This window comes from Paludibacterium yongneupense DSM 18731 (assembly GCF_000422925.1).
In the GTDB taxonomy this organism is placed as follows: Bacteria; Pseudomonadota; Gammaproteobacteria; order Burkholderiales; family Chromobacteriaceae; genus Paludibacterium; species Paludibacterium yongneupense.
In genome coordinates this window covers 1-20,189 of sequence record NZ_AUGZ01000038.1, presented here as the reverse complement: position 1 = coordinate 20,189, position 20,189 = coordinate 1, and the positions used below count along the sequence as shown (strand labels likewise).

Genomic DNA, 20,189 nt, shown 5'->3' with positions numbered 1-20,189 from the left:
GGCGGGACGATCAATCCAACCCGAATTCCTTGAGGAAACGGACGTCGTCGGCCCACCCGCTCTTGACCTTGACCCATACCTTGAGGAATACCTTGCAGTCGAATAATTTTTCCATGTCGAGGCGGGCCTCGGTCGAGATTTTTTTCAGCTTCTCCCCGTCCTTGCCGATCACGATGCCCTTCTGCCCTTCCTTGTCGACCAGAATGGCGATATGGATGCGTTGCAGCGCCTCTTCCTCTTCCCACAGTTCGACTTCGACGTTCATCGAATACGGCAATTCCTCGCCCAGGTAGCGGAACAACTTCTCGCGCACAATCTCGGTCGCGAGGAAGCGCTGGCTCTTGTCGGTGACCATGTCCTCGGGGTAGAGCGGCATGGATTCGGGTAAAAACCCGCGCGCCTGCTCCAGCAGCTCGCCCAGGCGCTGACCGTGCTTGGCACTGACGACCTCGACCGCGGCGAACTCGAACTCGGCACGCACCCGATCGATATACTCCTGCAACACCAGCTTGTCGTGAGCGCGGTCGAGCTTGTTCACGGTCAGAATGACGGGCGTGTTCTTCGGCAGCAACGCCATCACGTCGCGATCGGCCTGCGTCCAGCGCAAGGCCTCGACCACGAACATGACGCAATCGACGCTGGACAATGTTTCTCGCACGCTCTTGTTCATGACATCGTTCAGCGCACTGCGATGAAATGTCTGGAAGCCGGGGGTGTCCACGAAAATATACTGCACCGCCTCGTCGGTACGGATGCCGGTCACGCGGTGGCGCGTGGTCTGGGCCTTCTTCGAGGTAATGCTGATTTTTTGCCCGATCAGATGGTTCATCAGCGTGGACTTGCCGACATTGGGGCGGCCCACGATGGCAACGAAGCCGCAATGGTAGAGAGGATCGGTCATCGGCGTTTCGCTCCGTTGGCAAACAAGGTTTCAATACGTGCCAGCGCCGCTTCCGCCGCCTGCTGCTCTGCCGCACGGCGGCTCGCGCCTTCACCGGTGGTTTCTATCATCAAATCGCCGAGATCGCACGCGACTTTGAACCATTGCTCGTGCGCTTCTCCGCTCTGCGCCTGGATGCGATAACGCGGCAGCGGTTGTTTATGCGCCTGCAGCGCTTCCTGCAGGCGGGTTTTCGCGTCCTTCGCATGCTGCTTCGGATCGATGGCATCGACACGCGCGCGATACAGCTTCTGCACGACTTGCTCGGCGGCGGAAAAATCGCGGTCGAAACTGACAGCGGCAAACGTTGCTTCCAACGCGTCGGCCAGGATGGACGGTCGCTTGAAGCCACCGCTCTTGAGCTCGCCCTCGCCCAGGCGCAGATTCTCGCCCAGCTTCAGTTCATGTGCGATCTCGGCCAGCGTGTTCTGGTTGACCAGATTGGCGCGCAGACGCGACAACTCGCCCTCGGTCAAAGCGGGAAAACGATCGTACAACATGCGGGCAACAGTGTAGTTCAGAATACTGTCGCCGATGAACTCGAAACGCTCGTTGTTCGGCGTACCGAAACTGCGATGCGTCATCGCCTGACGCAGGAGTCCGGGCTCGTTGAATTGGTAGTCCAATGCCTGACACAGGCGCCGGAAGGTGATTTCATGCTGCATGGACACGATGATCGATGGCTCGCTAGTCGCGCGGACTGGCAGCCGCGCAAGGTAAAAGGAAAACGGCAGGCGCCGCGCGCGGCATGACTTCGCCGCACACGACACCCGCCGGGTACCGGAATCAGTTCACGACATGCCCGATGCGCGACAGATCCTTGAAATTCATCCAGATCATGAACGCGCGCCCGACAATCAGCTTGTCGTCGACAAAGCCCCAGTAGCGGCTGTCCAGACTGTCATCGCGATTGTCTCCCATCATGAAGTAATGCCCGGCAGGGACCGTGCATTTGAACCCGCTATCGTCGTACAGGCACTTGTCGCGGTCCGGGAAATCCATGACTTGCGACAGCGTCAGCGTCGGACTGTCCGGAATATTCAGCACCGAAACCTTCTTGCCGTGCTGGGTTTCGCTCAGCTTGTCGGTATGGATCATGGCAAGCTGCTGCTCGACGAAATCGTAACTGCCGTCAGCCGCGTAACTGGCCGCGACGCCGTTGATGGTCAATCGCTTGTTGCGGTACTCCACCACGTCGCCGGGCAGACCGATCACGCGCTTGATGTAGTTGACCTTGGGATTGGGCGGAAAGTTGAATACCACGACATCCCCGCGCGCCACTTTACCGACCGGAATCGCGACCGTATTGAGCACCGGCACGCGCAAGCCGTAGGTAAACTTGTTGACCAGGATGAAGTCGCCGACCACCAGCCCCGGCCGCATCGAGCTCGACGGGATGGTGAACGGCTCGACCAGGAACGAGCGCAGAAGGAAAACGACCAGAATCACAGGAAAAAAGCCGCGCGAGTACTCGACCAGCACCCCGGGCTCGGCCGAAGCGTACTTGCCTTCGGCCGAGCGGGCCACATCCTCGCCCGTCGACGCTTCGACGCCCGCCACTGCCGCGCGCCTCGGCGCCAGCAGGAAACGGTCGCATGCCGCCACCGCTCCAGTCGCCACGACGAACAACAACATGACGGCGGTGAAGCTCATATACTCGGACAGAACGCCGAAAATGCCGATAACCAGCACCAGCGCCCCCCACTGCACCGCAGCAGGATAATCCTTGGCTCCGACTTCCTTCTTGCCGCCGCGCGCGACCAGCAATATGCCGACCACAGCCATGGCTACGAACACCCAGAACAGATTGCCGCCCACTTATTTATCCCCTACTTGTAAGATGGCGAGGAACGCAGCCTGCGGAATCTCGACGTTACCCACCTGTTTCATGCGCTTCTTGCCGGCCTTCTGCTTTTCCAGCAGTTTTTTCTTACGGGTGATATCGCCACCGTAACACTTGGCCAGCACGTTCTTGCGCAAGGCTTTGATTGTTTCCCGGGCAATGATATGACTTCCTATCGCTGCCTGCACGGCAATATCGAACATTTGCCGTGGGATCAGTTCCCGCATTTTGGACGCCAGTTCGCGCCCGCGATAGATGGACGTCGCCCTGTGTACGATCAGGGACAATGCGTCGACCTTCTCGCCATTGACCAGAATGTCGAGTTTGACCAGATCCGAGGTCTGAAATTCCTTGAACTCGTAATCGAGCGAGGCGTAGCCGCGGCTGGTCGACTTGAGACGGTCGAAAAAGTCCATCACGACTTCGTTCATCGGCATCTCGAAGGTCAGCATGACCTGACGTCCCATATACTGCATGTTGCGCTGCACGCCGCGCTTCTGCGTACACAGTGTCATGACGGCACCGACGTAATCCTGCGGCACCAGAATCGTCGACGTGATGATGGGTTCGCGAATTTCCTCGATCTTGGACGGGTCGGGCAGCCGCGAAGGGTTTTCCACCTCGAGCAGTTCTCCGTCCTTCATCAGCACCTGGTACACCACGGTCGGCGCCGTGGTGATGAGATCCATGTCGAACTCGCGCTCCAGCCGCTCCTGTACGATTTCCAGATGCAGCAGGCCGAGGAAGCCGCAGCGAAAACCGAAACCCAGCGCTTGCGAAACTTCCGGCTCGTAATGCAGGGAGGCGTCGTTCAGCTGCAGCTTTTCCAGCGCGTCACGCAGATTTTCGAAGTCGTGGCTTTCAACCGGGTAGAGTCCGGCAAACACTTGCGACTTGACTTCCTTGAAGCCGGGCAAGGCTGCACTGGCCTGACGCGCGGCCAGGGTGATGGTGTCACCGACCTTCGCCGAGCTCAACTCCTTGATGCCGGCGATGACAAAGCCGACTTCGCCTGCGGCAAGCCGGGTACGCCCCAGTGCCTTGGGAGTGAACACGCCGACCTGTTCGCACAGGTGCTCGGCGCCAGTCGCCATGAAGCGGATCTTGTCCTTGGGGCTCAGGCAGCCGTCGACCACGCGCACCAGCATCACGACGCCGACGTAGTTATCGAACCAGGAGTCGATGATGAGCGCCTTCAGGGGGGCATCCGGGTCGCCCTGCGGCGGCGGAATCTTGCTGATGACCGTCTCGAGGATGTCCTCGATGCCGATACCGGACTTGGCCGAGCAGCGCACCGCATCGATGGCTTCGATACCGATGATGTCCTCGATTTCCTGGCTCACGCGTTCGGGTTCGGCAGAAGGCAAGTCGATCTTGTTGAGGACAGGCACCACTTCGACCCCGAGCTCGATGGCGGTATAGCAATTGGCGACCGTTTGCGCCTCCACCCCTTGCGAAGCATCGACCACCAGCAACGCACCTTCGCACGCAGACAGGGAACGGCTGACTTCATACGAGAAGTCGACGTGCCCCGGCGTGTCGATCAGGTTCAGGTTATAGACCTGGCCGTCACGTGCCTTGTACTGCAAGGAGGCCGTCTGCGCCTTGATGGTGATGCCGCGCTCTTTCTCGATATCCATCGAGTCGAGCACCTGCGCGCTCATTTCGCGCGCGTCCAGCCCGCCGCAAAATTGAATGAAGCGGTCAGCAAGAGTCGATTTGCCATGGTCAATATGGGCAATAATCGAGAAATTTCGAATATGTTTCATCGCTATCCAGCAAAAAAAAGGGCACTCACGGGTGCCCTCGCAGTCCGTCGCCGCGGTTTATCGCACCTGGCGCACACGGCCTGTCCATTTACACTGGCGCGAAGTTTAGCCGATTTCGCCGAGATGCGCAGCCAGCCGACCGGTATCGAGGTGGTAATGGCAGAGTTCAGTGTCGCCATCCATCAACACCGGTACCCGCTCGTCAAAGCGCGCCAGCAAAGTTTCATCGTCGTCCACGTCACGCACATCCAGTTCGAAGCCGTAGCGTTGCTGCCACGGCGCGAGTTCGGCCCGCATCTGATGACATAGACTACAGTACTCGCGGAAATACAGCGTCAGTTTCATCACGGCCGGTCCAGTTGCAGCAGCACGAAACTCATCTGGCCATTGCGCAGGACCTGCAGCGCCAGCCCACCGCCCTTGGCCTGGGCCGCCAGTGCCTGATCGAGCTGCGCGGCGCTCTCCAGACTGTCGCCACCGACCCCGACGATCACGTCTCCGGGGCGAATGCCGGCTTCGGCCGCGCCTGCCCGAGCGGCCTGCACCAGCAGACCGAATTTTACATGAAGTCGCGCGAGCAGGGCGGCAGGCGCAGGGGCGAGACGCAAGCCCAGTCGGCGCTCGCCCTGCGACTGCGGCACCGCTTCGCCCTGCGGCGCGCGATATTCGCGCGCCGCGGAGCGATCGTCCTCGGCCTTCAATTCGTCACTGAGCACGAGCACGCTCCGGCTCGCGCGATGGCGCCACACGTCCAGGGCAAAACGCGTACCCGGACGCGCCATGCCCACGATCCGTTGCAGCGCACCGGGATCGGCGACAGCTTGACCGTTGGCGGCCAGGACGATATCCCCGGGACGCAGGCCCGCCTTGTCGGCCGGACCGCCAGGTACGACCGAGTTGACGAGCGCGCCACGCGGACGGTCGAGCCCGAAAGAAGCCGCCAGCGGCGCGTTCATCTCCTGCATGCTCACGCCGAGGCGCGCGCGCGCGACCTTGCCGTGAATCTTGATCTGCTCGCTGACATCGAGCGCAAGATCGATGGGCACGGCAAAGGAAATCCCCATGAAGCCGCCGGACTCACTATAGATCTGCGAATTGATGCCGACCACTTCTCCTTTCAGATTGAACAGGGGTCCGCCCGAATTGCCGGGGTTGACCGCCGCATCGGTCTGAATGAAGGGTACATAGTTTTCGTCCGGCAACTGGCGGCCGACCGCCGACACGATACCCGACGTCACGCTGTTTTCGAAGCCAAAGGGCGAGCCGATGGCAAGGACCCATTCGCCGACCTTGAGCGTGGCCGACGAGCCGAGCTTCGCCACGGGCAGATCCTTGCCGTCTATTTTGAGCAGGGCGACGTCGGTGCGGGCATCCGAACCGATCACGCGCGCCTTGAACTCGCGTTTGTCGGTCAGCGTCACGGTGATGACGTCGGCGCGGGCCACGACATGGGAATTGGTCAGCACATAGCCATCGGACGAAATGATAAAGCCGGAACCCAGGGAGCCAATTTTGCGCTCACGCGGCTGCGGCGGCGCGAAACGGCGGAAAAACTCGAAGAACGGATCGTCTTCGGACAGACCGTCGGGGACACGCGCACTGGCCTGGCGCAAAGTCTGGGTCGTACTGATGTTCACCACCGCGCGGCCTTCAGCCTCGACGATGCGGGTAAAATCGGGAAGATCACCGGCAACAGCGGCTGCGGGCGCCCCCGCCAGCAACGAAGCCGCCAGCATAACGGACAGGATCAGCTTGTTCAGCGACATGTTCTCTCTCTACCTGAAGTGATTGCAGAAACGGGGCATCGGCTCCGGGTCGCGGCACCGCCCCGGGCACCGTATGCCGACGCGCTCGCAGCTCAGAATGGCGAGCCTGCAGCGCAATTCGATGGAAAGATGCTCCCGGGCTCAGGGTCTGCGCACGACCCGCAAGGTTTTGACCAGGCCGGACAGAGTCTGTTCGGGCATGTCGCCGACCAGAGTCAGCAACTGGTTGCCCTGAATACCCGTGGCCAGATTGATCGCGCCGTGCAAGTTCAGACTGCGTTCGCCGCGCCCCTCCTCCGGCACCGGTTCGACGAACAAGGACAACATCGCCAGTCCATCGGTAAAGACCATCTGCGGCACCGGTTGTTCGTTGGCGCCGGCGAGACCGCGCCAGGCGATGCGTATCATGTGAAAACCGGCAGGCAAGCCCGTCACCTCGACATGGGGCGCCAGCGGCGTCTTGGGCGACGCAACGGGCCCGGGACCGCGCAGCTGCACACTCATCTTGTAGTGCGGGCGCAGCAGGTTTTTGTCGCGCGGAGCCGCCAGATCGAGTTCGGCAAAACTGAACTGCTCGACGACATCGTTGCGCGGGCCGAGCGTCACCATTTTCAGCGGCATCGCCGTCATCGGGTCGACGCACAGCCGCACGCTGTAGCGCAGTTTGTCGCGCGGATGCAGCTCAAGCCAGTTGCAATCGCGCTGCGCCACGCGGTCGTTGCCGAGATGCCTGAGCGTATACGACTGCGCCAGATCGGCCACATCCTCGATGCTGAGCGCAGGAAACAGGCGCATCGCGCTGACCTTGGCAGCCATGAGCGCATGCTTGTCCGGCGCATAGCTGGTCAGCGCATCGCCGTTGCGGACGACTTCGCGCGGGAGTCCGTCGAGCGACTCGCGCCGCTCGACAAGATTGTCGCCGCTACCGGCACGGGCGATGCGAAAACTTTCCACGACGCCGCTCATCTGATGCAGATAGGTTCCGCTCAGGGCCTGCTGCTGCCCGGCCAGCTTCACCCGTCGCAACAATGCCCAGTCATCGCCGTTGGCGGGCGTCGCCGCCAGGACGGTCAACGGCAGCCCCGCCCAGACGAGCACAGATAGAACGCGTTGCATCAATGCCGGACCCCGCTTCCATAAGCCACTTTCAGTACGCCGGAGTCGGAGGTCATGTCCTGATGCGCAAGGAAGTAGGGATCCTCGTTATCGGCCACCGCCTGCAAGGGCCGCACCTGCACGGGCACGCTACCCTCTGCGACGATGGGCCCGGTCGCAGGCGTCGCCAGCTGCTGCCAGGCGATCACGGCGGCAAAGCTGACGCTCGCGGCCAGCGCCATCGCACCGACGGTGCTGCGCCGGCGCGTTGAACCAAGCCAGCGCCGGGGTGCGAGCACCGTCGGCTCTTCCGCCAGGCGGGCCGAAACCGCATTTTCGACATTGATGGCAGAAAGCTTGCCGGAACGCATGGCATCGCCGATCAGGTGATACCGGCTCCAGGTTTCCTTCAGCGATTCGTCGGCGCCAATCGCCGCTATGACACGGGCCGCCTCGTCGGCCCCCAGTTCCCCATCCATCAACGCGGATACTGATTCTTTCATGTCTACCACCTTCTGTTCTTAGCCGTATCCAGCAAAGGCCTCAACTCGACCGCAATGGCCTCGCGCGCACGGAAAATCCGCGAGCGCACGGTGCCAATCGGGCAGTCCATCACCCGGGCGATATCGTCGTAGGACATTCCCTCCATCTCCCGCAGGGAAATAGCGGTCCTCAACTCCTCGGGCAGACGCTCGACGACAGTGTTCACCGCCGCCAGAATCTGCTTGTTCATCAACTCCGACTCGGGCGTATTGTAGTCGGGCAGCTGCGACGCCATGTCGTAGCTCTCGCCGTCTTCGTCCTCTATTTCGCTGTTGACGACCGGACGGCGACCGCTGGAGCTGAGGAAGTTCTTGGCGGTATTGATCCCAATCCGGTACAACCATGTATAAAAAGCACTTTCCCCGCGAAACGCGGGCAAGGCGCGATAGGCCTTGACGAAGGCCTCTTGCGTAACATCTTCGATGTCCGCGCCGTCGCGGATAAAGCGCGACAATAGCCTGGCAAGGCGCCGCTGATACTTCGATACAAGCAGGTCGAAGGCTCTTTTTTCACCTCGCTGGGCACGCTCTACCAACTGTTGATCGAGCTCCCGATCACTCATGTCGTTGTTCTGCTCCCTTTATTGCCTGCCACTGAAATTGTCCCTGCATGGCAGACATTCAACTAGACCGCCAGCGGTGGAAGGAGTTCCCACACCGAGAACATATCAGACATCGCGTAAAACATGAATTGCGTGTAACACTTTTATCCCGTTTGCAAAATCTACCAAGCACTTGCTAGAATCAAAAAACGTTTTCCCCACCAGGAGCCGTCCCATGCCCACCGCCGGTCAGACCTTCCGCGACGCCGTCGCCCGCGAAACACCCCTGCAAGTCGTCGGTGCCGTCAGCGCCTATTGCGCCCTGCTCGCCGAACATTGCGGCTTCAAGGCGCTGTATCTGTCGGGGGGCGGCGTCGCGGCCAGTTCGTGCGCCCTGCCCGATCTCGGCATCACCACGCTGGAAGATGTCCTGATCGATGCGCGGCGCATCACCGATGCGAGCCCCTTGCCGCTGCTGGTCGACATAGACACAGGCTGGGGCGGCGCCTTCAATATCGCGCGCGCGGTGCGAAGTCTCGAAAAGGCCGGCGTCGCCGCCGTCCACATCGAGGATCAGGTACAGCAAAAACGGTGCGGCCACCGCCCGAACAAAGCCATCGTCCCCGCCTCCGAAATGGTCGACCGCATCCGCGCGGCCTGCGATGCGCGGCGGGACGCCTCCTTCGTGATCATGGCGCGCACCGATGCACTGGCCATAGAGGGACTGGATGCCGCCATCGAACGCGCCGTCGCCTGCGTCGAAGCGGGCGCCGATATGGTTTTTCCGGAGGCGATGACCGACCTTGCCATGTATCGCCGCTTCGCCGATGCGGTCAAGGTGCCCATTCTCGCCAATATCACGGAATTCGGAGCCACCGCACTCTACACTACGGAACAACTGGCTGCGCACGGCGTGTCGCTCGCGCTCTACCCCCTGTCGGCCTTCCGTGCGATGAGCCAGGCCGCACTCGATGTCTACGGCACAATCCGCCGCGATGGCACCCAGGGGCCGGTGGTCGACCGCATGCAGACGCGTGCCGAACTCTACCGCCACCTCGATTACCATGCGTTCGAACAGAAACTCGACGCCCTGTTCGGACAGACCCGACCAGACAACTGATTTTCCCGGTTTCGCAGCACCCGCAATCGCACCATCATCGACGAAGGAGAAAGTCCGTGAGTGACGTGATTCAGACTGGCAAACCCAAGAAATCGGTGGCTCTGTCCGGCGTTTGCGCCGGCAACACCGCGCTTTGCACCGTCGGACGCAGCGGCAACGACCTGCATTACCGCGGCTACGATATCCTCGACATCGCCGGCCAATGCGAATTCGAAGAGGTCGCCCATCTGCTGGTGCACGGCACTCTGCCGCGCCCGGCGCAACTGGCCGCCTACAAGGCGCGCCTGACGGCTTTTCGCGGCATCCCGCTGGCGGTCAAGGCCGTGCTCGAGGCACTGCCTCCGTCGGCCCATCCAATGGATGTCTTGCGCACCGGCGTATCGGCACTCGGCTCCAGCCTGCCGGAGAAAGAAGAACATGGCACCGCCGGCGCACGCGAAATCGCCGACCGCCTGCTGGCCGCAACCGGTTCCATGTTGCTGTATTGGTATCACTTCAGCCGCAACGGCAAGCGCATCGAAACAGAAACCGACGACGACACCATAGGCGCCCATTTCCTGCACCTGCTGCACGGCAAGAAACCGCGCGAAGACTGGGTTCGCGCGATGCACACCTCGCTTAATCTTTACGCCGAACACGAATTCAATGCGTCGACTTTCACCGCGCGCGTCATCGCCGGCACCGGCTCCGACCTCTATTCGGCCGTGGTGGGCGCCATCGGGGCCTTGCGCGGCCCCAAACACGGTGGAGCCAACGAAGTCGCGCTCGAGATCCAGCAGCGCTACGACTCGGCGGACGAGGCCGAACGCGATATCCGAGCCCGGCTCGGGGGCAAGGAAGTCGTCATCGGTTTCGGCCACCCCGTCTATACCCTGTCAGACCCGCGCAACAAAGTGATCAAGGAGGTCGCGCGCAGCCTTGCGCATGGAGCGGGCGACATGGCCCTGTTCGACATAGCAGAGCGCATCGAGAGCCTCATGCTGAGCGAGCGCGAACTGTTCGCCAATCTCGACTGGTTCTCGGCCGTCAGCTACCACCATCTCGGCGTGCCGACGAGCCTGTTCACTCCGCTATTCGTCATCGCCCGCAGCAGCGGCTGGTGCGCGCATGTCATCGAGCAGCGCCAGGATGGCAAGATCATCCGTCCCTCGGCCAACTACACCGGTCCGGAGCATCAGCTCTTCGTGCCGCTGGATCAACGCTGAAGTTCAGCCAAGGAAACCGTTATGTCAGACTCTGTCATTAATCTGCGTCCCGACCACGATCCGGAACTGAAGGCCATCGCCCACTACGTCGCTGACACCGTCATCGATTCGCCAGAAGCCTGGGACACCGCGCGCCTGTGCCTGATGGACACTCTGGGCTGCGGTCTGGAAGCCCTGTCCTACCCCGCCTGCACGAAGCTGCTGGGCCCCATCGTGCCGGGCACGGTGGTTCCAAACGGGGCGCGCGTGCCCGGGACCTCGTTCCAGCTCGACCCGGTCCAGGCCGCCTTCAACATCGGTGCCATGATCCGCTGGCTGGATTTCAACGACACGTGGCTCGCCGCCGAATGGGGCCACCCATCCGACAATCTCGGCGGAATACTGGCCACCGCCGACTGGATCAGCCGCGAACGCTGCGCACGCCAGGAAGCGCCGCTGACCATGCGCGACGTACTCGAAGCCATGATCAAGGCGCACGAGATCCAGGGCTGCCTCGCACTGGAGAACGCCTTCAACAAGGTGGGACTCGATCATGTCGTACTGGTCAAGGTCGCCTCAGCCGCCGTCTGCGCGCGCCTGATGGGCGCCAGCCGCACCGAAATCGCCGACGCGGTCTCGCAGGCCTTCGTCGACGGACAAAGCTTGCGCACCTACCGCCATGCGCCCAACACCGGTTCGCGCAAGTCATGGGCCGCAGGGGATGCCACCAGCCGCGCCGTTCGGCTCGCGCTATTCACACTGAAGGGCGAGATGGGCATTCCCGGCGTGCTCGGGGCGCCGGTCTGGGGCTTCTACGACGTCCTGTTCAAAGGACGCCCGTTCGCCTTCCAGCGCCCCTATGGCAGCTATGTCATGGAAAAGGTCTTGTTCAAGATCGCGTATCCGGCCGAATTCCACAGCCAGACGGCGGTCGAGTGTGCGATCGCGCTCAAGCACAAGCTGGACGCGAGCTCACGCAGCGCCGCGGATATCGCCCGGGTTACGATACGCACGCATGAGGCCTGCCTGCGCATCATCGACAAGAAGGGACCGCTCGCCAACCCGGCCGATCGCGACCACTGCATCCAGTACATGGTGGCGGTGCCGCTGCTGTTCGGCCGGCTGGAAGCCGGGGACTATGAAGATGACGTCGCCGCCGATCCCCGCATCGACGCCCTGCGCGAAAAAATCCTCTGCGTGGAGGACCCGCAGTTCACCCGCGACTACCACGATCCCGACAAACGCAGCATCGCCAACGCAATCACCATCGAGTTCAACGACGGTTCGCGTCTGGAAGAAGAAGTCTGCGAATACCCGATCGGGCACCAGCGCCGCCGCCAGGACGGCATTCCCCTGCTGCTGGAAAAATTCCGGCGCAATCTGGCGCGACGCTTTCCGGCCAAACAGCAAGCGGCGATCTTCGAGCTGTGCACCGACCCGCAGCGTTTGCTGGCAACGCCGGTTCCCCGCTTCACAGATATGTGGACGATCTGACAGGGCTACGCTCCGCCCCCCCCCCGGCGCGCAAACAAGGGGGGGCGGTCGGGAGGCGGGCGATCAGGACAGGCTGGCCAGCGCGCGGATGTGTTCGGGCGAAGTACGGCAGCAGCCGCCGATCAGGCTGGCTCCGGCACGGCGCCACTCGCGCGCCATGTCGGCAAAAGCGGCACTGTGGCCATGGCCGTGCCAGCATTTGTGCTCGGCATCATAGCTCTCGCCCGAGTTCGGATAGGCCAGCAAGGGCTTGCGCGTGGCCGTGCGTGCGCTGGCAAGCAGAGGGGCGATATACTCGGGCGCCGTGCAGTTGACGCCGACGGCTATGACCTGATCGAAGCCGTCGAGCGCCGCCACCGCATCGGCCAGGCGTTCGCCCTGGCACAGGTGTTCGCCATCGCGGCATGAAAAGCTGATCCAGGCGCGCGCAGAGGGGAACTCGGTCAGCAGCCGCGCCAGCGCGCGCGCTTCTTCCAGGCAGGGCAAGGTCTCGCAAGCGAGCAGATCGGGCCCTGCCGCCAGTAGCGCCGCCAGGCGCGGGCGGTGGAAATCCATCAACTGTTCTTCGCTCAGGCCATAATGGCCGCGATATTCCGAGCCATCGGCCAGCATCGCACCGTAGGGCCCGACCGAAGCCGCCACCAGCGGCCGCGCGCGGCCGACGCGAAGCGCGGGGTCGGCCCAGCAGCGATCCCGCGCTTCGCACGCCAGTTCAATCGCGCGCCGCATCAGGGCCCGCGCTTCGTCGTGCGACAGTCCGCGACGCGCGAATCCTTCGAAACTTGCCTGGTAGCTGGCGGTGGTCGCCACGTCGGCGCCAGCTGCGAAATAGTCCTCGTGCACCTGACGGATCAGCTCCGGGGCTTCGATCAGCACCCGCGCCGACCACAAGGGGTCGTTCAGATCGCAGCCGCGGCTTTCGAGCTCGGTCGCCAACGCGCCGTCGAGGACAACCAGCCCGCGCGCGGACAGATGAGGGGCAAAAGGATTGACTTCTGCGTCATGGGTCATACTGTATCTTTCCGGGTGTATGTTACTATGGGCGCCTTTGAAACCGACGCCAAGCCATTGTGAATACATCATCTTTTTCCGCCCTGCCGCTTTCGCCCGCTTTTCTGGACACCATCGCGAGCCTGGGCTACGCCTCCATGACCCCGATCCAGGCCGCCTGCCTGCCGGCGGTGCTGGATGGACGCGACCTGATCGCGCAGGCCAAAACCGGCAGCGGCAAAACAGCGGCATTCGGCATCGGTGTTCTCAACAAGCTCAACCCCCGCTTCTTTGCGATTCAGGCTCTGGTACTGTGCCCGACGCGAGAACTGGCCGATCAGGTCGCCAAGGAACTGCGCCGTCTTGCCCGCTTCGCCGACAACGTGAAGATACTGACCCTGTGCGGTGGCGTGGCGATGGGACCGCAGATCGGATCGCTCGAACACGGCGCCCACATCATTGTCGGCACGCCGGGCCGGCTGCGCGACCATCTTGGCCGCCGCACGCTGGATCTGTCCCACGTCGAAACGCTGGTGCTGGACGAAGCAGATCGCATGGTCGACATGGGGTTCTTCGAGGATATCGAGAACATCATGCGCGCGCTACCTCGCAAGCGGCAAACGCTGCTTTTCTCGGCCACCTACCCCGACACCATTCGCCAGCATGCGGGCACTTTCCTGCGCAACCCTCTGGAAATCAAGATCGAGGCGCGGCATGGCAATGAAAAGATCGAGCAGCGGTTCTACATGATCGAAGCCGAAGCGCGCAACCAGGCCGTGATCGATGTACTCAACCACTTCACGCCTGAATCGACGCTGGCTTTCTGCAACACCAAGATTCATTGCCGCGAGTTGACCGAGGCACTGCAAGCACGCGGCATCTCCGCTCTCGCACTGTACGGCGATCTGGAGCAACGCGATCGCGATGAAATCCTGGTGCGCTTCGCCAACCGCAGCGCCTCGGTTCTGGTCGCCACCGACGTGGCGGCGCGCGGCCTCGACATTCATTCGCTGGATCTGGTGCTCAATGTCGACGTGGCACGCGACCAGGAAGTCCACGTCCACCGCATCGGCCGCAGCGGCCGCGGCGACGAAAAAGGCCTCGCGGTCACATTGTGTGCCGACGCAGACAAGAAATGGGTCAAGCTGATAGAAGCCTACCAGGAGTCGCCCGCGCACTGGTACGAACGAAGCGAATGGCGCAGCAACGGCCTGCCCAAGCCACCGATGGTCACTCTGATCATCCATGGCGGACGCAAGGACAAGCTGCGTCCTGGCGACATCGTCGGCGCCTTCACCAACGACGGCGGTTTGAACGGGGATCAGGTTGGCAAGATCAACGTCTTCGACCATGTGAGCTTCGTCGGACTGGAACGTTCGGTCGCCAACAAGACCTTGCTGCGCCTGGATGGCCGCATCAAGGGTCGCCAATTCAAGATGCGGCTGATAGAAGAATGAAGCGCACTCTCCTGCCCGGCCTCCTGTGCGCCTTGCTGGCTGCGCCGCCCACCTCCGCGGCAACGCTGGAAACCGTGGTTTTGCTGCGCCATGGCGAAAAACCGGCCGCCGGGCTGGGGCAGCTCGACTGCCGCGGACTCAACCGCGCCCTGGCCCTGCCCGCGGTGTTGTCTGCGCGTTTCGGCAGGCCCGACCTCCTGTTCGCACCCAACCCCGGTCAGCGCAAAAAAGACGGCGGCACGGCCTACAACTACATCCGTCCACTGGCAACGCTTGAGCCGACGGCCATCTCGCTGGGGCTGCCGGTCAATACCGACTACGGGCTCGACGATGGCGCGGCGCTGGAGCAGGCGCTGACGTCGCCCGCGCTGGCCCGTGCCATGGTCTGGGTCGCCTGGGAGCATCACGCGATCGAAGATATCGCAAAGCATCTCCTGCGCGCCAATGGCGGCATGGCCGAGCAGGTGCCGGAGTGGAAAGGGGACGACTTCGACAGCCTGTGGATAGTCCGTATCGAACGCGACGGCGCGAGCGTGCACTCGCGCTTCAGCCGCCTGCAGCAGGGGCTGAACGGTCAAGCGACACGCTGCCCGGGCCCCGCTGTTCAATAATCGCGCTGCGGGACCAGCACGTTTCGGTTGCCGTTGCTCTCCATCGAACTGACCAGCCCTGCGGCCTCCATCTCTTCGATCAAGCGCGCTGCGCGGTTATAACCGATGCGCAAGTGCCGCTGCACCGACGAGATCGAGGCCTTGCGCGTCCTGAGCACGATTTCAACCGCCTCATCGTACAGCGGATCACTCTCGGTTGCGGCGGCGCGGGCGCCCGCGCCCGCCTCCTCGGCCTCGGCCTCGCCCGACAGCACCCCTTCCACATAGTCGGGCTCGCCGAGCTGCTTGAGAAACTCGACAATGCCGTGGACTTCCTCGTCGGCGACGAAGGCACCGTGAATCCGTTGCGGATAGCCGCTCCCCGGCGGCAGGAACAACATATCGCCCTGCCCCAGCAAGGCTTCCGCTCCCATCTGGTCGAGAATGGTCCGGCTATCGATCTTGCTGGATACCTGAAAAGCGATGCGGGTCGGGATATTGGCCTTGATCAAGCCAGTGATCACATCGACCGACGGACGCTGGGTCGCCAGAATCAGGTGAATCCCGGCCGCGCGCGCCTTCTGGGCGAGACGTGCGATCAATTCTTCGATTTTCTTGCCGGCCACCATCATCAGATCGGCGAACTCATCGACCACGACCACGATGAAAGGCAGCGCCTCCAGCGGCTCAGGCGTCTCCGGCGTCAAACTGAACGGATTGGCGATACGCTCGCCCTGCGCACGTGCCGCGTGGATCTTTTCGTTATACCCGGCCAGATTGCGCACCCCAAGCGCGCTCATCAGCCGGTAACGCTTTTCCATCTCACCGACACACCAGTTCAGAGCATTGGCGGCTAGCTTCATATCGGTCACCACCGGAGCCAGCAAGTGCGGAATATCGTTATATACCGACAACTCCAGCATCTTGGGGTCGATCATGATGAAGCGAACCTCATCCGGCGTCGACTTGTACAGAATGGACAGGATCATGGCGTTGACCCCGACCGATTTGCCGGAGCCCGTCGTGCCAGCCACCAGCAAATGCGGCGCGCGACCAAGGTCGGTGACCACCGGCAGGCCAGTGATGTCCTTGCCCAGAACGAGTGTCAACGGCGACCTGGCGTGCACGAAGGCATCGGAGGACAGGATCTCGGACAGACGGATCATCTGCCTGACCGGGTTCGGCAATTCCAGGCCCATGCAGGTCTTGCCGGGTATGGTTTCGACCACCCGGATAGAGGCCAGGCCCAGGGCACGGGACAGGTCCTTGACAAGATTGACGACCTGGCTGCCGCGCACGCCGACCGCCGGTTCGACTTCAAAACGGGTAATGACGGGGCCGGCGTAAGCATCGACCACGCTGACCTTGACCTTGAACTCGGCCAGCTTCTCCTCTATCACGATGCCGCGTTCCAGCAGCGCCTCGTCCGAGCCCGCCTCTATCACCTGTTCGGAAGCCGGCTGCAACAGATCGAGCCCAGGCAGGCAGTCGGTGCGTGCGACGCCAGGCGCCGGCGACCAGGCGCGAATCCCGTCCGGCACCGCAATACTGGTCTCCGGCTCGGCTTCTTCTATTAATTGCCACACCAGATCACCGGTATCGGGGAGGCTTTCTTCGCCGCTAGCGGGCGGCGCGCCCCCATCCGCGGCCTGCGGCTCGGCATCGCGCTCGAGCGGCGAGACGGCATCGGCAGAAGGCGCGGCGCGGCGAACGGCGTCGGAGACCGTCCCGGCAACAAGGGGGTCGTTGGCCGCGGCAGTGACAGCGGCGCCCCAGCTTGCCGAGCGGACCGGAGTCGCAAGCTGGGCAGAAGGCGGGGTCGTGCTGGCGGTTTGCACCACCGGCGCTTCGATCAACGACCGGTCGGCGGGTGCAGCAACGGCTGCCGCAGGCGAGGCCCCGGAGGGTGGCGCAACGGCAGCCGCGGGAGAGAGTCCGGAGGGTACAGCAACGGCTGTCGCGGGCGAGGGCCCGGAGGGTGGCGCGACGGCTGTCTCGGGCGAGGGCCCGGAAGGTGGCGCGACGGCAGCCGCGAACGAGGGCCCGGAAAGTGGCGCGACGGCTGTCTCAGGCGAGGGCCCGGAGGGTGGCGCGACGGCTGTCGCAGGAGAGGGTCCGGAAGGTGGCGCGGGCATGTCCTGGGGCGGGCGTATCGCGTACGCCTCGGACAAGGGCGGCAAGGTCAGTGGCACCTTCACCCGTCCGCTCACGACTTCAGGAGCGCTGGACAGCGTCGAAGACGGGGGCACGCGCCGGGCGACGGCATGCTTGCCTGCCTGCCGTCCCTTCAACCGTTCGCCGTGAATCGCCTGCAGACTCGCACGCACCTCGGAGGGATCTATCACTGGCAAATCGGGAGTGGCCTGCGGGGGTGCGCGGCGCGGAACGGCTTGCAGATTGCGGCTGAGTTCATCCTCATCGATGAGGGGAAGCGTATCGTCCTTCGTTTCCGATGCGGCACGCAAGCGCGATACCAGGCGGGCCGTGCGCATCAGATTCGCACGCAAATCCTTCGCATCCAGCAGCGGCAGATCGGGCGGCGTCTGCGCCCCGGCCGGGGATTCGGGAAGCGGAAGTCGGCGCGCGACGCGCCGTGGGCCGCCGTTGCCCAGATTACTGGCAACGTCATCCAGCCCGATGAGCGGCAAATCGCCAGGTGCCGTTTGCAGTCTGCGGCGCGCGGCGCGCGGGGCCGGCGCCGCATCGGAGGCGGCGGGCTCTGCCGCGGCGCCCTCCTCCCCCCTCTCTTCCTCCACCGTGCGGGACCGGGGAAGCCACGGCGTTTCATCGCCGACATCGAACCACCACGAGAAGCGCAACCAGGGTCGCAGCCGCCGCGTCCATGTCTCGGGCAGGTAGCCGGAACGAAGGCTCCAGGCCGCCAGGCCCAACAGCAACAACAGTACGAATAAAACAGCCAGCACAGTCAAAATCCGCCTACCCGATCAAGGTGTTTCGATGCCCGATGCACTACACCGGAAACTAGAACCAGGCATTGTAACGGCTTTTTTCCATCAGCGGGCCCGCCCGTCCCGGCTCCGGCACCGGGGCGGCTAAAACGGCCCCGCGGGGGCAAGCCCGCGGGGCCGTTCGGACCGCATCAAGCTGACGGACGGCTTAAACCTGGCCGACGGCCGCCTGATAGTCTTCGATCTGGTCGAAGTTCAGATAGCGGTAAACATCGGCCGCCTTCTCGTCGATAATCCCGATATTGGCGCGGTACTCCGCCAGTGTCGGGATATGGCCGAGCTTGGAGCAGATCGCGGCCAGTTCGGCCGAGCCGAGGTAGACGAAGGTGTTTTTACCCAGCCGGTTCGGGAAATTGCGCGTCGAAGTCGACATCACCGTCGCCCCTTCGCGCACCTGCGCCTGATTGCCCATGCACAGCGAGCAGCCCGGCATTTCCAGACGCGCGCCCGCACGGCCCAGAATGCCGTAATAGCCTTCCTCGGTCAGTTGCTTGGCATCCATCTTCGTCGGCGGCGCCACCCACAGCTTGACCGGGATGTCCGATTTGCCTTCGAGCAATTTGCCTGCCGCGCGGAAGTGGCCGATATTGGTCATGCACGAACCGATGAACACCTCGTCGATCTTGGTGCCGGCCACCTCGGACAGGAACTTCACGTCGTCCGGATCGTTCGGGCACGCCACGATGGGCTCCTTGACGTCGGCCAGGTCGATCTCGATCACCGCCGCGTACTCGGCATCGGCATCCGGCGCCAGCAGCACGCCCTCCTCGATCCAGCGCTCCATCGCGGCAATGCGACGTTCAAGCGTGCGCGCGTCCTGGTAGCCTTCGGCGATCATCCACTTCATCAGCGTGACGTTGGGACGCATGTATTCGAGGATGGGCTCCTTGTCCAGCCGTACGGCGCAGGCCGCTGCCGAGCGTTCGGCCGTGGCGTCGGACAGTTCGAAAGCCTGCTCGACCTTGAGCCCGGGCAAGCCCTCGATTTCCAGAATGCGGCCCGAGAACACGTTCTTCTTGCCGGCCTTGGCCACCGTCAGCAAACCCTGCCGGATCGCGTACAGGGGAATCGCATTCACCAGGTCGCGCAGGGTGACGCCCGGCTGGAGCTCGCCCTTGAAACGCACCAGCACCGACTCCGGCATATCCAGCGGCATCACGCCGGTGGCGGCAGCAAACGCGACCAGGCCGGAGCCGGCCGGGAAGGAAATCCCGACCGGGAAGCGGGTGTGGGAGTCGGCGCCGGTGCCGACGGTATCCGGCAGCAGCAGGCGGTTGAGCCAGCTGTGGATCACGCCATCGCCAGGGCGCAGGGACACGCCGCCGCGCGTCGAAATGAAGGACGGCAGCTCCTTGTGCATCTTGACGTCGACCGGTTTCGGATAGGCCGCGGTATGGCAGAAGGACTGCATCACCAGGTCGGCGGAGAAGCCGAGACAGGCCAGATCCTTCAACTCGTCGCGCGTCATCGGACCGGTCGTGTCCTGCGAGCCGACCGTGCTCATGCGCGGTTCGCAATAGGTGCCCGGGCGCACGCCGCGGCCTTCGGGAAGGCCGCAGGCGCGACCGACCATCTTCTGCGCGAGCGAGAAACCGCGGCCGCTGTCGGCCGGCGCCTGCGGCAGGCGGAACGTCGTCGATGCGGGCAGGCCGAGCGCTTCGCGCGCCTTGGCCGTCAGACCGCGCCCTATGATCAGATTGATGCGCCCGCCGGCGCGCACTTCGTCGAGCAACACCTCCGACTTGAGGGCAAAAGTCGCCACGACGGCGCCGTTTTTCTCGATACGGCCCTGATAGGGATAGATGTCGATCACATCGCCCATGGCCAGCGCGGACACATCGACTTCGATCGGCAGCGCCCCCGAATCTTCCTGGGTATTGAAAAAGAT

Annotated in this window: 17 protein-coding genes; 5 read left to right on the top strand and 12 right to left on the bottom strand. The window is 63.1% G+C overall.

The window, feature by feature from the left end:
• Nucleotides 1-10 precede the first annotated feature (10 nt).
• The 9 genes from era to rpoE form a co-directional block, all read right to left on the bottom strand.
• Complete coding sequence (gene era, locus G520_RS0112975; protein ID WP_028536040.1) at nucleotides 11-901, bottom strand: GTPase Era; 891 nt, start codon at nucleotides 899-901, stop codon at nucleotides 11-13.
• Nucleotides 898-1,605, bottom strand: a complete 708-nt coding sequence (gene rnc / locus G520_RS0112970; RefSeq protein WP_028536039.1) for a ribonuclease III — start codon at nucleotides 1,603-1,605, stop codon at nucleotides 898-900. The genes era and rnc overlap by 4 nt, the downstream gene beginning before the upstream one ends.
• Nucleotides 1,606-1,726: 121 nt before the next feature.
• Nucleotides 1,727-2,758 (bottom strand): signal peptidase I, encoded by a 1,032-nt coding sequence (gene lepB, locus G520_RS0112965; protein WP_028536038.1) that lies wholly within the window; start codon nucleotides 2,756-2,758, stop codon nucleotides 1,727-1,729.
• On the bottom strand, nucleotides 2,759-4,552 hold the full coding sequence (gene lepA, locus G520_RS0112960) for a translation elongation factor 4 (RefSeq protein ID WP_028536037.1): 1,794 nt from the start codon (nucleotides 4,550-4,552) through the stop codon (nucleotides 2,759-2,761). It abuts the gene before it with no gap.
• 105 nt (nucleotides 4,553-4,657) lie between these two features.
• A complete protein-coding gene (locus tag G520_RS0112955) occupies nucleotides 4,658-4,897 on the bottom strand; it encodes a glutaredoxin family protein (protein WP_028536036.1) in 240 nt (79 codons plus the stop codon).
• Entirely contained in the window at nucleotides 4,897-6,318 is a 1,422-nt protein-coding gene (locus G520_RS0112950) for a Do family serine endopeptidase (protein WP_028536035.1), read from the bottom strand. The genes G520_RS0112955 and G520_RS0112950 overlap by 1 nt, the downstream gene beginning before the upstream one ends.
• A 141-nt stretch (nucleotides 6,319-6,459) precedes the next feature.
• Nucleotides 6,460-7,434, bottom strand: coding sequence for a MucB/RseB C-terminal domain-containing protein (locus G520_RS0112945; protein ID WP_051229381.1), 975 nt, complete (start codon nucleotides 7,432-7,434; stop codon nucleotides 6,460-6,462).
• Complete coding sequence (locus tag G520_RS0112940) at nucleotides 7,434-7,916, bottom strand: sigma-E factor negative regulatory protein (RefSeq protein ID WP_028536033.1); 483 nt, start codon at nucleotides 7,914-7,916, stop codon at nucleotides 7,434-7,436. The genes G520_RS0112945 and G520_RS0112940 overlap by 1 nt, the downstream gene beginning before the upstream one ends.
• A 2-nt stretch (nucleotides 7,917-7,918) precedes the next feature.
• Nucleotides 7,919-8,518, bottom strand: coding sequence for an RNA polymerase sigma factor RpoE (gene rpoE / locus G520_RS0112935; protein WP_028536032.1), 600 nt, complete (start codon nucleotides 8,516-8,518; stop codon nucleotides 7,919-7,921).
• 214 nt (nucleotides 8,519-8,732) lie between these two features.
• Here rpoE and prpB point away from each other — a divergent pair, with 214 nt between their 5' ends.
• From prpB to G520_RS0112920, 3 genes are read left to right on the top strand one after another with little or no spacing between them, the layout of a single operon-like run.
• A complete protein-coding gene (prpB, locus tag G520_RS0112930) occupies nucleotides 8,733-9,617 on the top strand; it encodes a methylisocitrate lyase (protein WP_028536031.1) in 885 nt (294 codons plus the stop codon).
• Between the two features lie 56 nt (nucleotides 9,618-9,673).
• Complete coding sequence (gene prpC / locus G520_RS0112925; protein WP_028536030.1) at nucleotides 9,674-10,822, top strand: bifunctional 2-methylcitrate synthase/citrate synthase; 1,149 nt, start codon at nucleotides 9,674-9,676, stop codon at nucleotides 10,820-10,822.
• A 21-nt stretch (nucleotides 10,823-10,843) separates the two neighbouring features.
• The gene (locus G520_RS0112920; RefSeq protein WP_028536029.1) at nucleotides 10,844-12,295 is read left to right on the top strand and encodes a bifunctional 2-methylcitrate dehydratase/aconitate hydratase; all 1,452 of its coding nucleotides are present in this window, start codon (nucleotides 10,844-10,846) and stop codon (nucleotides 12,293-12,295) included.
• A gap of 63 nt (nucleotides 12,296-12,358) precedes the next feature.
• Here G520_RS0112920 and mmuM read toward each other — a convergent pair whose 3' ends face one another.
• Nucleotides 12,359-13,306 carry a homocysteine S-methyltransferase gene (gene mmuM, locus G520_RS0112915; protein ID WP_028536028.1) on the bottom strand — a complete coding sequence of 316 codons (948 nt, stop codon included), beginning with the start codon at nucleotides 13,304-13,306 and terminating at the stop codon, nucleotides 12,359-12,361.
• 59 nt (nucleotides 13,307-13,365) lie between these two features.
• Between mmuM and dbpA the strand changes: the two genes are divergently transcribed.
• Together dbpA and G520_RS0112905 are read left to right on the top strand one after the other, a co-directional pair.
• Nucleotides 13,366-14,742, top strand: a complete 1,377-nt coding sequence (gene dbpA / locus G520_RS0112910) for an ATP-dependent RNA helicase DbpA (RefSeq protein ID WP_028536027.1) — start codon at nucleotides 13,366-13,368, stop codon at nucleotides 14,740-14,742.
• On the top strand, nucleotides 14,739-15,353 hold the full coding sequence (locus tag G520_RS0112905; protein WP_028536026.1) for a hypothetical protein: 615 nt from the start codon (nucleotides 14,739-14,741) through the stop codon (nucleotides 15,351-15,353). Before dbpA ends, G520_RS0112905 begins: the two co-directional genes overlap by 4 nt.
• On the opposite strand, the gene G520_RS0112900 is transcribed toward G520_RS0112905, so the two are convergent.
• Entirely contained in the window at nucleotides 15,347-18,256 is a 2,910-nt protein-coding gene (locus G520_RS0112900; protein ID WP_246542749.1) for a DNA translocase FtsK, read from the bottom strand. The two genes, G520_RS0112905 and G520_RS0112900, sit on opposite strands and share 7 nt — an antisense overlap.
• A gap of 193 nt (nucleotides 18,257-18,449) precedes the next feature.
• The coding region (locus G520_RS0112895; protein WP_028536024.1) for a bifunctional aconitate hydratase 2/2-methylisocitrate dehydratase at nucleotides 18,450-20,189 on the bottom strand (1,740 nt) is incomplete at its 5' end.